Annotated in this window: 10 protein-coding genes, 1 pseudogene and 1 riboswitch; of the genes and pseudogenes, 8 read left to right on the top strand and 3 right to left on the bottom strand. The window is 67.2% G+C overall.

The window, feature by feature from the left end; translation table 11 throughout:
• Positions 1 to 58 precede the first annotated feature (58 nt).
• Positions 59 to 946 (bottom strand): hypothetical protein, encoded by an 888-nt coding sequence (locus AB431_RS03275; protein WP_047333035.1) that lies wholly within the window; start codon positions 944 to 946, stop codon positions 59 to 61.
• 129 nt (positions 947 to 1075) lie between these two features.
• Positions 1076 to 1186, top strand: a riboswitch (TPP riboswitch).
• Between AB431_RS03275 and thiC the strand changes: the two genes are divergently transcribed.
• The 6 genes from thiC to AB431_RS03245 all read left to right on the top strand — a co-directional run bounded on the left by thiC (position 1176) and on the right by AB431_RS03245 (position 7493).
• Positions 1176 to 2759 carry a phosphomethylpyrimidine synthase ThiC gene (thiC, locus tag AB431_RS03270; RefSeq protein ID WP_047333034.1) on the top strand — a complete coding sequence of 528 codons (1584 nt, stop codon included), beginning with the start codon at positions 1176 to 1178 and terminating at the stop codon, positions 2757 to 2759. (Overlaps the previous riboswitch by 11 nt.)
• The gene (gene thiD / locus AB431_RS03265) at positions 2756 to 3598 is read left to right on the top strand and encodes a bifunctional hydroxymethylpyrimidine kinase/phosphomethylpyrimidine kinase (protein WP_047328733.1); all 843 of its coding nucleotides are present in this window, start codon (positions 2756 to 2758) and stop codon (positions 3596 to 3598) included. The genes thiC and thiD overlap by 4 nt, the downstream gene beginning before the upstream one ends.
• Complete coding sequence (locus tag AB431_RS03260; RefSeq protein WP_047328732.1) at positions 3591 to 4211, top strand: alpha/beta family hydrolase; 621 nt, start codon at positions 3591 to 3593, stop codon at positions 4209 to 4211. Before thiD ends, AB431_RS03260 begins: the two co-directional genes overlap by 8 nt.
• A gap of 109 nt (positions 4212 to 4320) precedes the next feature.
• Positions 4321 to 5802: an NAD(P)/FAD-dependent oxidoreductase gene (locus tag AB431_RS03255; protein WP_047328731.1), complete on the top strand. Its 1482-nt coding sequence runs from the start codon at positions 4321 to 4323 to the stop codon at positions 5800 to 5802.
• A 16-nt stretch (positions 5803 to 5818) separates the two neighbouring features.
• The gene (locus tag AB431_RS03250; RefSeq protein WP_047328730.1) at positions 5819 to 6079 is read left to right on the top strand and encodes a membrane protein; all 261 of its coding nucleotides are present in this window, start codon (positions 5819 to 5821) and stop codon (positions 6077 to 6079) included.
• Between the two features lie 262 nt (positions 6080 to 6341).
• Entirely contained in the window at positions 6342 to 7493 is a 1152-nt protein-coding gene (locus AB431_RS03245; protein WP_235435899.1) for an APC family permease, read from the top strand.
• A gap of 246 nt (positions 7494 to 7739) precedes the next feature.
• On the opposite strand, the pseudogene AB431_RS31520 reads toward AB431_RS03245, so the two are convergent.
• Positions 7740 to 8432 (bottom strand): annotated as a pseudogene (locus AB431_RS31520) (hypothetical protein); the annotation flags it as partial.
• A 698-nt stretch (positions 8433 to 9130) separates the two neighbouring features.
• On the opposite strand from AB431_RS31520, the gene AB431_RS03235 reads away from it, so the two are divergent.
• Positions 9131 to 10390 carry a uracil-xanthine permease family protein gene (locus AB431_RS03235; RefSeq protein WP_047333031.1) on the top strand — a complete coding sequence of 420 codons (1260 nt, stop codon included), beginning with the start codon at positions 9131 to 9133 and terminating at the stop codon, positions 10388 to 10390.
• Positions 10387 to 11034 carry a hypothetical protein gene (locus tag AB431_RS03230; protein WP_047328729.1) on the top strand — a complete coding sequence of 216 codons (648 nt, stop codon included), beginning with the start codon at positions 10387 to 10389 and terminating at the stop codon, positions 11032 to 11034. The genes AB431_RS03235 and AB431_RS03230 overlap by 4 nt, the downstream gene beginning before the upstream one ends.
• On the opposite strand, the gene AB431_RS03225 is transcribed toward AB431_RS03230, so the two are convergent.
• Positions 11027 to 12529, bottom strand: coding sequence for a M28 family metallopeptidase (locus AB431_RS03225; protein ID WP_047333030.1), 1503 nt, complete (start codon positions 12527 to 12529; stop codon positions 11027 to 11029). The genes AB431_RS03230 and AB431_RS03225 overlap by 8 nt on opposite strands.
• Positions 12530 to 12568 lie beyond the last annotated feature (39 nt).

Below are 12568 nucleotides of genomic sequence, written 5' to 3'. Positions count from 1 at the left end.
TGCAGCGAAAGATCCAGTGCACGCGTGCGAAACATGAAAATCGACGCGCACCCGTCGGTTACCGCTTCCAGCCGCGGGACCGCAGCAGTGCGGTGGCGCGCCCGACGATCTCGTCGTCGCGGTCTTCCTTGATGACGTGATCGACCGCCCAGCCAAGGCTTTCGACAATCGGGCGGAGTCGCACGTCCTTCACATACGCGCGACGGTTCGTGCGATGCACGTCCCCGTCGTACTCCGAGCCGACACGAAATTGCTCCCAGCCCAGGTCGAGAATCCGAAGCGCCTGCCAGCCGTTGAGCACCGGCACCTGAGTCGTTGGACGTGGCAGGCCCGCGTCGATGTACAGCAGCCGCAGCCGCGTCTCCTTCGGTGCGGCCGCTCCGCCGTCGACCAGCGGCAACACGTCGGCCAACTGCCTGAGTCCCCGCGCACCGGGATACCGCTTGGCGAGGATGAGCACGTCCTCGACGGAGAACACTTGGTTCCGCATCAGCGCGTCCATCTTGGCGAGAGCTTCACCGCGGCCCAGATGCCTACCCAGATCGAAGGCCGCGCGGGCGCGCACGACGACGGGAATGCCTGCGACTTTCGTGACCTCGTCAGGTGCGATCGACTCCTGCCGGACAACCAGACCTGGTTGCGGCCGCGCATGCCGCGTCGAAATCAACTCGATGGTGGCCTGTGGGTCGACCCAACTCGCGCCGTACAGACCGGACGCTGCGACCCCGGTGACCACGGCCTGACGGCCGGTCGCCAACCATGCCGCCTTCGCCCGGTCCCACAACGTCACGGGTGAATCCTTTGGCACGTAGACGCCGCGGAACACCGGCCGATACCAGCGGGCCAACTCACTCCGGGTGAGCCGGCCATCCGCCAACGCTTCCCGGCCCAGGAACACCTCCCGCTTGGCCACGACGGGAGCATGCCAGCGGCGCCCGACAACGATCCGGCGCTGGGCCCGGCGAGCCCTATCGAAGTTCACCTTTCGCAGCCAAGGTTCGAGTGGACCGCTGCGAAACGTGAAACTCGTGGCTCGTCCGCGCGCCCGGCGGCGTGGGTTACTGTTGGCGACGGAAACCAACCACACGGGAGCGCACACGACAGTGCGCTGAGAGGACGGCTGACGGCCGTCGACCGTAGAACCTGTCCGGGTAATGCCGGCGTAGGGAGTGAAAATGACCGATCTCTTTGTCGATCCCACCGTCACCACCGGCCCGATCGCCGGTAGCACGAAGTTCTACCGCCTCCTCGACGACGGAGCCCGGGTGCCGTTTCGCCGGGTGAACCTGACCGACGGTGACCACCTCGATCTCTATGACACCTCCGGTCCGTACACCGACTCCGAGGCAGTGATCGACCTGCACGCCGGGCTGCCCGCCCGGCCCGGCGTCGTGACCGACCGCGGCACCCAGTTGCAGCGCGCCCGCGTCGGCGAGATCACCGCGGAGATGGCGTTCATCGCGGCCCGCGAGGGAGTCCCGGCCGAACTCGTCCGCGACGAGGTGGCGCGCGGGCGCGCCGTGATCCCCGCCAACCACCGTCACCCCGAGAGCGAACCGATGATCATCGGCAAGGCCTTCGCGGTGAAAGTCAATGCCAACATCGGCAATTCGGCCGTCACCTCCTCGATTGCCGAAGAAGTGGACAAGATGGTGTGGGCCACCCGATGGGGCGCAGACACAATCATGGACTTGTCCACCGGTGCCGACATCCACACCACCCGGGAGTGGATTCTGCGCAACTCGCCGGTGCCGGTCGGCACCGTGCCGATGTACCAGGCACTGGAAAAGGTCAACGGTGACCCGACCCAGTTGACGTGGGAGGTGTACCGCGACACCGTGATCGAGCAGTGCGAACAGGGCGTCGACTACATGACCGTGCACGCCGGCGTGCTCCTGCGCCACATCCCGCTGACCGTCAAGCGGGTCACCGGGATCGTCAGCCGCGGCGGGTCCATCATGGCCGCGTGGTGTCTGGCTCATCACCGAGAGTCGTTCCTGTACACCAACTTCGAGGAACTCTGCACGATCCTCGCGCGCTACGACGTCACCTTCTCGCTCGGTGACGGCCTGCGGCCGGGTTCGATCGCCGACGCCAACGATGCGGCTCAGTTCGCCGAGCTGGCCACCCTGGGTGAGCTGACGAAAGTCGCGAAAGCCGCTGGGGTGCAGGTGATGATCGAAGGCCCGGGCCACGTTCCGATGCACAAGATCGTGGAGAACGTGCGCCTCGAAGAGGAGCTGTGCGAGGAGGCCCCGTTCTACACGCTGGGACCGCTGGCCACCGACATCGCACCGGGCTATGACCACATAACGTCGGCGATCGGCGCGGCGATCATCGCCCAGGCCGGGACCGCGATGCTGTGTTACGTCACGCCCAAGGAACATCTGGGCCTGCCCAACCGCAAGGATGTCAAGGACGGGGTGATCGCCTACAAGATCGCCGCGCACGCCGCTGATCTGGCCAAGGGTCACCCGCGTGCGCAGGAACGCGACGACGCGCTGTCGCGGGCCCGGTTCGACTTCCGCTGGCACGACCAGTTCGCGCTGTCACTGGATCCCGACACCGCGCGGGAGTTCCACGACGAGACGCTGCCTGCCGAGCCCGCCAAGACCGCGCACTTCTGCTCGATGTGCGGACCCAAGTTTTGCTCGATGCGCATCACGCAGGACATTCGCGACGCCATGGCCACCAAATCCGAGGAGTTCGCCGCACACGGCAACCGGGTGTACATCCCTCTGGAAAACTCGACGCCGTGAATTTCCTGCCGTTGACCCCGCCGGGCCAAACCCCGCTGCGGGTCATGACCATCGCCGGCTCCGACTCCGGCGGCGGCGCCGGCATCCAGGCCGACATGCGCACCTTCGCACTGCTCGGCGTCCACTCACTGGTCGCGGTCACCGCCGTTACCGTCCAGAACTCCATGGGAGTCAAGGGCTTTCACGAGATTCCGACCGACATCATCGGCGGACAGATCGAGGCGGTGGTGAGCGACATCGGCGTGCAGGCCGCCAAGACCGGCATGTTGGCGTCGTCGGCGATCATCGAGACGGTCGCGGGCGCCTGGCGTGACCTCGGCCTGGCCGGCACCACGCCGTTCGTCGTCGACCCGGTGTGCGCCTCCATGCACGGCGATCCGCTGCTGCATCCCTCGGCGCTGGAGACCCTGCGTACCGAGCTCTTCCCACTGGCCAGCCTCGTCACGCCCAATCTCGACGAGGTGCGGCTGTTGGTCGGTATCGACGTGGTCGACGAACAGACCCAGCGCGATGCCGCCAAGGCGCTGCACGCGCTGGGGCCGCAGTGGGCGCTGGTGAAGGGCGGTCATCTGCGGGGGTCGACGCACAGTCCGGATCTGCTCTACGACGGCACCGACTTCCACGAGTTCGACGCACCGCGGGTGGACACGGGTCACGACCACGGGGCGGGTGACACGTTGGGCGCGGCGACCGCGTGCGCGCTGGCGCACGGGTATTCGATGCCCGAAGCGGTGGCATTCGGCAAGGCCTGGGTCACCGAGTGCCTGCGTGCGGCCTATCCACTCGGCAACGGGCACGGCCCCGTGTCGGCGCTGTGGCGGCTGCAGGCAGATGAGTGACCTCGACGAAATCGCGGGAATCACACACGAACCCGAAGGCACACCGGCCGGAGTGGTGATGCTCACCCACGGCGCCGGCGGGAGCCGGGAGTCGCCGCTGCTGATCCGGATCTGCGATGAGTGGGCGTCCCGCGGCTGGCTGGCGGTGCGCTACAACCTGCCCTATCGGCGACGCCGGCCGAAGGGGCCGCCGTCGGGGTCGGCCGGCGGTGACCGGGATGGCATCGTCGACGCGCTCACGCTGGCCCGCTCGCTGGCCGACGGCCCGGTAATCGCGGGCGGGCACTCCTACGGTGGACGGCAGACCTCGATGGTCGTCGTCGAGAACCCAGACCTCGCCGACGTGTTGACCCCGTTCTCGTATCCGTTGCATCCCCCCGGCAAGCCCGACCGGTTGCGCACCGAGCACTTCGGCGGCATCACCATCCCGACGGTGTTCACCCATGGGACTGCCGACCCGTTCGGGACCATCGAGGAGTTGCGCGCGGCGGCGACGCTCATCAGCTCGCCGGTTTCCATCGTCGAGGTCACCGGAGCACGTCACGACCTGGGCTCCAAGAAGCTCGACGTGCCCACCCTGGCGGTCGACGCGGCGTTGGCGGCGCTGTCCTGACTGTGCGCCCTCGGCATCGAGTGTGCACACGACGGTGGCGACATTGGTCCCCACGACTCGGGTCCAACGGCGTATATTACTCGAGAGTAAGTTACGGTATCCTGTTTGCATGGGTACCCAGCTCGACGCGATCATCGTCGGCGCCGGTTTCGCAGGAATCGGTGCGGCAATCCAGCTCAAACGCCTCGGAATCGAGAACTTCGCCGTGTTGGACCGCGAAGACGATCTCGGCGGCACCTGGTACGTCAACCATTACCCCGGGTTGACCGTCGACGTCCCCACCACGACGTACTCGTACTTCTTCGAGCCCAACCCGAACTGGAACCGGCTCTTTTCCACCGGGGCCGAGATCAAGCAGTACGCCGACGATGTCGCCGACAAGTACGACGTGCGCCGTCACATCCGGTTCAACACGACCGTCGAGAGCGCCCGGTGGGACGAGGAAGACAAGCTGTGGCACGTCACGCTCGCCGACGGTGACACGTGCGCGGCGCGGTATCTGATCACCGCGACGGGCTTCCTGTCGCAGCCGCACACACCCGAGATCCCGGGCATCGAAAGCTTCGAGGGCAAGGTCGTCCACACCGCCGATTGGGACGACAGCTACGACCCGACCAACCGCAAGATCGGGATCATCGGCACTGGCGCCACCGCGGTCCAGTTGATCCCCGAATTGGCCAAGGACGCAGCCGATCTCACCGTCTATCAGCGCACCGCGATCTATGTGGTCCCCAAGATCGACATCAGGTTCGGCGCGCGGGCAAAGCGGCTGTTCGCTCGTGTCCCGCTGGCCCAGCGCGCTATCCGCGCTGTCACCGACTTCATCTATGAGGTGCTGGTCGACTGGGGCATCCTGCACTACAGCCGTTTCCCGCTGGGAAATCGCGCGGCGGCCGGACTGTCCAAGGTGTGGCGCTTCACCGTCATCCGCGACAAGGAACTGCGGCGCAAGCTCACCCCGGACTACGACTTCGGCTGTAAACGGCCGACGTTCTCCAACAAGTTCTATCGAGCCTTCACCAGACCCAATGTGCACCTGCAGGCCAGCGGGATCGACCACATCGAGGCTGACGGGATCGTTGCGAAGGACGGCACCAAGGCCGTCATCGACACCCTGGTGCTGGCAACAGGTTTCGACCTCTGGGAGGCCAACTTCCCGGCCATTGAGGTGATTGGCCGCGACGGCCGGAACCTGGGCAAGTGGTGGCGCGAGACGCGGTTCCAGGCCTACCAAGGCGTGTCGGTTCCCTACTTCCCGAACTTCCTGAGTCTGGCCAGTCCGTATGCGTTCCTCGGGCTGAATTTCTTCAACTCGATGGAATACCAGATGCGGCACATGGACCGGCTCTTCGGTGAGCTGAGGCGCCGCGGGGCGACCACGTTCGAGGTCACCGAGGAAGCCAACACCCGGTACCTCGATGAGATGACCGAGTTGCTCGGCACCTCTTTGTTCACCCTCGGCGACTGCGCGTCCTCGCGGTCGTACTATTTCAATCCCAGTGGTGAGGCGACGCTGTTGCGCCCGATGACTACGCACCAGGCTCTACGCGAGGCATCGACGTATCCGGTGTCCGACTACCGCGTCAGTTAGACCCGAGAGGACGTCGATGTCTGCAGAGCCGTTGATCAAAGCGACCGGGGTGGTTGTGGCCGCCACCGGGTTGTCGCATTTCGTGCGCCCGGAGTTGTTCGAGTCCGCCACCAAGTCGGCGTTTCCGGACAACACCGTGCAGCACACGTACATCGACGGCGGCATCGAGACCGCGATCGGGTTGGCCCTGATCGCGCCAAAAACCCGCAAGCTCGCGCTGGTCGGGCTGCTGGCTTACGGCGCGTACCTGGGTGCAAATATCGCCCGCAATCGCTGATCTTTTCAAGATCACAATTCTGACAACATTTACGGCCTCGTCAGATTTTTGGCTTACATTGATCTGGCACGGCGACGCGTACGTCGTTGGTTTTTGAGGATGCCACGCGAAATGGGTCGGGGGACCGTGCCGGACCGGCTTGGGCGCGGGAAACCGCTCCCACGCCGGTCCGCATTCATCTCCAGGGCTTAACATCCCGCCGGTGAGCACGCTGCAGCGACGCCTGGGCACCACCGACGCGGTGATCATCGGGTTGGGTTCCATGGTCGGCGCCGGGATTTTCGTCGCGCTGGCCCCCGCCGCCGCCGCCGCCGGATCCTGGCTCTTGGTCGGTCTGGCGGTCGCCGCGGTCGTCGCCTACTGCAACGCCACCTCGTCTGCGCGGCTGGCGGCGATGTACCCGCAATCCGGCGGGACGTATGTCTACGGCCGGGAACGGCTCGGCGACTTCTGGGGCTACCTGGCCGGTTGGAGCTTCGTGGTCGGCAAGACCGCCTCGTGTGCGGCGATGGCATTGACTGTCGGCTTCTACGTCTGGCCCGCCTACGCCCACGCCGTCGCGGTTGCTGCGGTGGTGGCGTTGACGGCGGCGAACTACCGCGGCATCCAGAAGTCGGCATTGCTGACACGCGTCATCGTCGCCGTCGTGCTGGCCGTGCTGGCCGCGGTCGTGGTGATCGTGGTGACCTCGGGGCATACCGAGGTCGCGCATCTGCGGCTCGGCCAGGGCACCCTCCCCGGCGTGCTGCAGGCGGCCGGTCTGCTGTTCTTCGCCTTCGCCGGCTATGCGCGGATCGCGACCCTCGGCGAGGAGGTCCGCGATCCGGCCCGAACCATTCCGCGGGCTATCCCGATCGCGCTCGGTCTTGCCCTTGTCGTCTATGCGGTTGTCGCGGTCACCGTGCTCGGGGAGCTCGGTCCCGCCCGATTGGCAACGGCCGCAGCACCATTGGCCGACGCCGTGCGCGCCGCCGGGGCCGGCGGCTTCGAGCCGGTGGTGCGAGTCGGTGCAGCGGTGGCGGCGTTGGGCTCGCTGCTGTCGCTGATCCTCGGGGTATCACGGACCACGCTGGCCATGGCGCGCGATCACCACCTGCCAGGTGCCCTGGCCTGCGTGCATCCGCGTTTCGGTGTCCCGCACCGGGCCGAGGTAGCCGTCGGTGTGGTGGTCGCGATAATCGCCGCGGTGGCCGATGTCCGTGGGGTGATCGGCTTCTCATCGTTCGCGGTGCTGGTGTACTACGCCGTCGCCAACGCCTCGGCATGGACTCTCGGCGGCCGGGTCATTCCCGCGCTCGGACTGGTCGGGTGTGTGGTCCTGGCAGTCGCGCTGCCGCTTGCGTCGGTGCTGTCCGGCGCGGCGGTACTCACGCTCGGCGCCGCTGTGTACGCCGTCCGGCGACATCGCGTCTAGCTACCCGTGCCTGCCCGCGGTTCCGTCGCCGCTACCGGGGGTGCCGGTGCCGGTGCCGCCGGGACCGCCAGCACCACCCGGGGCGCCGATGCCGCCGGCGCCACCGTTGCCGCCGCTGCCGCCATGGCCGACGCCGGCCGTCGACGCGGCATGTCCACCGGAACCGCCTTGGCCGCCCACTTGTCCGGGGGCACCAGCCGCGCCTCTGCCGCCGGCGCCGCCGGTGGCGGTTCCCGGGGCATTCACTCCTCCGGCGCTGGTGGCGCGTCCACCGGTGCCGCCTGCCGCACCGGCGCCCGGACCGTTGGTCAACACACCACCTCCGCCGGCGTCTCCGCCCGCGCCGCCGGTGGCATCGCCACCGCTGGAGACCGCGCGTCCCCCGTTGCCGCCGTGCCCGCCGATGCCGGAGATAACGCTGTGGCCACCCCCGCCGCCTGCTCCGCCGACGACATTCCCGACGCTGGTTTCGACATTGCCGCCGACACCGCCGTCGCCGGCGTTACCTGACGCGATCCCGCCGTTTCCGCCTCGCCCGCCTGCCCCGCCGGTCGCATTGCCGGTTTCGCTGAGTCCACCGCCGCCGTCGCCACCGGCTCCGCCATTTCCGCTCACCAGCCCGCCATCGCCGCCGCGCCCGCCGCGGCCGCCGACCACGTCCTGGTCATCGCTGAGACCGGTTGCACCACGGCCGCCGCTCCCGCCGTTGCCGGCGATGAGCCCGCCGTGCCCGCCATTACCGCCGGCTCCGCCGATGGCGACGCCGTTGGTTGCGCTCACCGATCCGCCCGCACCACCGTTGCCGAACAGTCCCGCATTGCCCCCGTTGCCGCCGGCCTGGCCGCCCACGCCGGTACCTCCGTTGCCGCCGTTCCCCAACAACAGGCCGCCACGGCCACCGTTCTGCCCGGGCAGGCCGTCACCGCCGTTGCCCACCAGCAAGCCGGCGTTCTGCCCCGGCCCGCCGTTCCCGACGAAGAACCGGACGAAGTCGCCGACCACATCGCTGGGAGCCATCGCCGCGATCGGCGTCGTCACGACCGCCCTGTCTGCCGAACCGGTGTGAGACGCCGCTGGGTGCACCGACGGCGCCGCCGCGACTCGCGGACGCGTGACACGCGTATCGAAAGTATTGCGCGAGAACAGAATCAGATTGCTTAGCGAAGGAGTGACCGAGATCGCGGCCGGAACGCCGGCGTCGGCGCGGTGGAAGCCCGGGCCGCGGACCGGTGTCACCGCCGGTGTTGGAGCCACGGTCAGCGGATAAGGCGTGACGAGGGCGATCAATGCCCGATCCGAAATGCGTTCGCCGCCGATGGCGGCCGGGCGCACCGGAGATTGTGGCGCAACGGTCTGTAGGATAACGCCGGCGCCGGCCATCATCCCCACCGTCAACACCGCAGCACTCAGTTTCTGTTGTGACGCAACCATTTACTCGCAGCCTCTCCCTCGTCGAAGAGGGTTTCGGACCCTCGACCGCCTACCGTCGATGGCAAGCAGCAGAAGCCTGCGTCATATGAACATCAACATGCCTCTACACGGTGCACCGGGCCCACCGGTTCAATCCGGCCCCCATGACCGACCACTTCGTGGATACGGCGTGCGGCCAAGCCCTCAATGCGGTTGAGTTTCAGACCGTGATCCCCTTGACCTGGACGCCAGTGGAAAGCCGCGCCGATGAGAATTTCGTCGTCGCACCGCACGAGCGGCTGAGCTGGCCCCGCACGCTGGGAATCGGGGCCCAGCACGTGGTGGCCATGTTCGGCGCGACGTTCTTGGTCCCGGTGCTCACCGGCTTCCCGCCCGCCACCACCCTGCTGTTCTCCGGCATCGGCACGCTGCTGTTTCTGGTGATCACCGGCAACCGGCTGCCCAGCTATCTCGGCTCCAGCTTCTCGGTGATCGCTCCGGTAACCGCCGCCGTGGCCTCGCACGGGGCCGGCAGCGCGCTGGGTGGACTGATCGCTGTCGGGGTGTTGCTGATCGTCATCGGTCTGGCCGTGCACCTGGCCGGAACCCGATGGATCGACCTCGCGTTGCCGCCGGTCGTCACCGGTGCCATCGTGGCGCTGATCGGATTCAACCTGGCACCGGCCGCCAAGACGAACTTCGAAAAGGGACCGTTGGTCGGCATCGTCACGCTGGTACTGCTGGTCGCCGTGCTGGCGTTCTTTCGCGGCATCGTCGGGCGGCTGGCGATCTTCCTGGCCGTGGTCGCCGGGTACCTGCTTGCCCTGGCCCTCGGCGAGGTGGACACCGCGGGAATTGCAGCGGCCGGCTGGATCGGACTGCCGAAGTTCCAGACGCCGACGCTGAATCTGTCTGTGCTACCGATGTTTTTACCGGCAGTGATCGCACTGATCGCCGAGAACATCGGGCATGTGAAATCGGTTGGTCAGATGACCGGAGTCGACACCGATCCGCTGACCGGCCGCGCGTTGGCCGCCGACGGTCTGGCGACGGTGCTGGCCGGGTGCGGCGGCGGGTCGGCCACGACGACCTATGCCGAGAACATCGGGGTGATGGCCGCGACGCGCGTCTACTCCACCGCGGCCTACTGGGTGGCGGGCGCGACCGCGGTCCTTCTGGCGTTGTGCCCCAAGGTCGGAGCGACGATCTCGGCCATCCCACCAGGCGTGCTCGGCGGTGCGACGATCGTGCTCTACGGTTTGGTCGGCGTGCTCGGCGTGCGGATCTGGCTGACCAATCATGTCGACTTCAGTCTGCCGATCAACCAGATGACAGCCGCGATCGCACTGATCATCGGAATCGCCGACTTCACTTGGACCATCGGCAATCTCACGTTCACCGGCATCGCGCTCGGCTCGATCGCCGCGCTCGTCATCTACCACGGGATGCGGGCGTTGGGGGTGCTGCGCGGTAGGCGTTCGTCGTGATCCCGGCCGTCGAGGATCTGTACGCCGGCTTCGCGAAGTACCCGCTGCCTCGCGCGGTGGAGGTGTGCGAACAGTGCGGCCCGCAGTGGTCGGCCGCCGACATCAGGTCGACTCCGCTGCGGTCGTTGTCGCTGCTGCAGTTGGAGGCGCTTCATGTGATGTCGTTGGACGACGACGACTTTCGACACTTCTTTCCCCGGCTCATCGAAGCGCTGCTCGAGGAGCAGTCCCCGGTGTTCGCCTTTGATTTACGCAGGCTGCGCGAGCACGTCTCGTCCTGGAGCGCATCGGAGCGGGCTGTCGTCACGAACCTGGTCGACGACCTCTGGCGCGGCCTGCTGGGCGGTTATCCCGCCGCGCTGGGCTATTTCTCCGACAGTCCCACCCTCATCGACTTCACCTATTGGTGCGACCAGCCGCTGCCGGTTTACCTGGACCGCTGGCAGAGGATCGAGATGATCCCCGCCACCCAGCACCTCGGTGAACTCGTGGAGTGGGCATTCACGGTGCGCGAGCCGCTCGAGCCGGCCGTCAAACAGCCGGTACTGGACTGGCTCGCCCAGCCGGTCATCGGGCAGCGCCTCAAGGCAGCGAACCTCGAAGCCGCCGAGGAACTCTGGCGAGTGTGCTCACGCGTCAGTTGACCGCACCGGCATGCCGGGTGCGGTCATCGCGAACCGGAATACCGTTGCGGCCCTCGATGTCCTGGGCGTAGATCCCGACCGAGAACACCACTCCCCCGCCGAGGATGCCGAGCGCGGCCTTGTCGACGTGCTCGATGGTGTCGGTGGCCTTGTGATAGTTCGGATCGAATGGGGCGTCGGCGGTACCGCCCCACAGCTTCTGCTGATCGGCGGTCTTGTTCTCCTCGGCACCGGAGAACAGGCCGCCGGACGGAATGCCCGCCTTCGTAAACGCATCGTAATCCGACCGTCCGTCGAAAGACGTGTCCTGCGGGGTCTTTCCGGCCGCCTTCAGATACGCGACCAACGTCCGCTCGATGCCTGCCGAACCCTCCGGCACCCGCGGTACCCGGTCGCCCCGCCCCGGTGCCGTCGACTGGTCACCGTCGTAGGTGAAGTAGCCCGGGTTGGGTGAGCCGATCATGTCGTAATTCAGGTACAGCGCAATGTCTTTGAGCTGGTCGCCGTTCAGCGACTCAATGTATTTGTTCGACCCGATGGTCCCGAGCTCTTCGGCCCCCCAAAAGGCAAACCGCACGGCGTTCTTCACATCAGGATTGGACCCGAGTTGCACTGCGGTCTCCAGGACCGCGGCCACGCCGGAACCGTTGTCGTTGATTCCGGGACCTTCAGGGACGCTGTCCAGGTGAGCGCCGGTCATGATCACGTCACTGGTCGACCCGGTCTTGGTCTGCGCAATGACGTTGCGGGCGTTGACCACTTGTGTGCTGGCTTCAAGTTTGAGCATCGTCGGCCCGGGATTGGCCCGCAGCCGCGCCCCGTCGGCCTTGGTCACGCCGACCACCGGGATCTTGACGTCGGTGGTCTCGCCGAGGGTGGCTCCCATCGCTTGTTCGTCGACGTTGTCGGCGACGATCATCGCGATCGCGCCCAGCTTGGCGGCGATGGCCTGCTTGTCGGCGAAGGGGCAGCTACCCCGATCCACCAGCACCACCGCGCCCTGGACGGGGAGACCGTCGTAATCGGCCGGTGCGCAGCCGGGCGTGTCATCGGCGGGCGCGGCGACCAGTGGTCCCGTCACGCCCTGCGGCGGAGTGGACAGACTGAACTCTGCGGTATGCGCGGTGACGGTGTCGCCGCCGACCCGCAATTCGGCCGGGCCGGCCTTGAAGACTTTGGCCTGGAACTCGGGGGTCTGCACATCGAACCCCTTCGATCGCAGCACGCCCGCCACGTAGTCGACGCTGGCGTCGAAGCCGGGGGTGCCCACCGCCCTGGTGCCGTTGTTGGCGTTGGCGATGTCCTGAAGCTTCTGCAGGTGCGCGACCATGGCGTCGGTGGTGACCCGCTGACGCAGCTGGTCGGCGAACTGCGCGGCGGCCTGGCGCGGGGCCGCCGGCTTTCCGGGGTCGGCCGGCCGGTTGCACCCCGCCACGGCGACGACGGCGACGGCGAGCGCGACGCGGCCCGCGACGGCCAGGTGTCTGTGCTTCATCGCGCCCAGGTTACGTATCGGTCGGTGCGCAGGTTCGAG

Source organism: Mycobacterium sp. EPa45, from assembly GCF_001021385.1.
In the GTDB taxonomy this organism is placed as follows: domain Bacteria; phylum Actinomycetota; class Actinomycetes; order Mycobacteriales; family Mycobacteriaceae; genus Mycobacterium.
The sequence above is the reverse complement of the archived record's forward strand: the minus strand, read 5'-3'. Positions and strand labels throughout refer to the sequence as shown.

Coding starts and splice junctions, on each gene's coding strand:
- thiC (WP_047333034.1), top strand. CDS start 1,176: ATGACCGATCTCTTTGTCGATCCCACCGTCACCACCGGCCCGATCGCC.
- AB431_RS03260 (WP_047328732.1), top strand. CDS start 3,591: ATGAGTGACCTCGACGAAATCGCGGGAATCACACACGAACCCGAAGGC.
- AB431_RS03255 (WP_047328731.1), top strand. CDS start 4,321: ATGGGTACCCAGCTCGACGCGATCATCGTCGGCGCCGGTTTCGCAGGA.
- AB431_RS03250 (WP_047328730.1), top strand. CDS start 5,819: ATGTCTGCAGAGCCGTTGATCAAAGCGACCGGGGTGGTTGTGGCCGCC.
- AB431_RS03245 (WP_235435899.1), top strand. CDS start 6,342: ATGGTCGGCGCCGGGATTTTCGTCGCGCTGGCCCCCGCCGCCGCCGCC.
- AB431_RS03225 (WP_047333030.1), bottom strand. CDS start 12,529: ATGAAGCACAGACACCTGGCCGTCGCGGGCCGCGTCGCGCTCGCCGTC.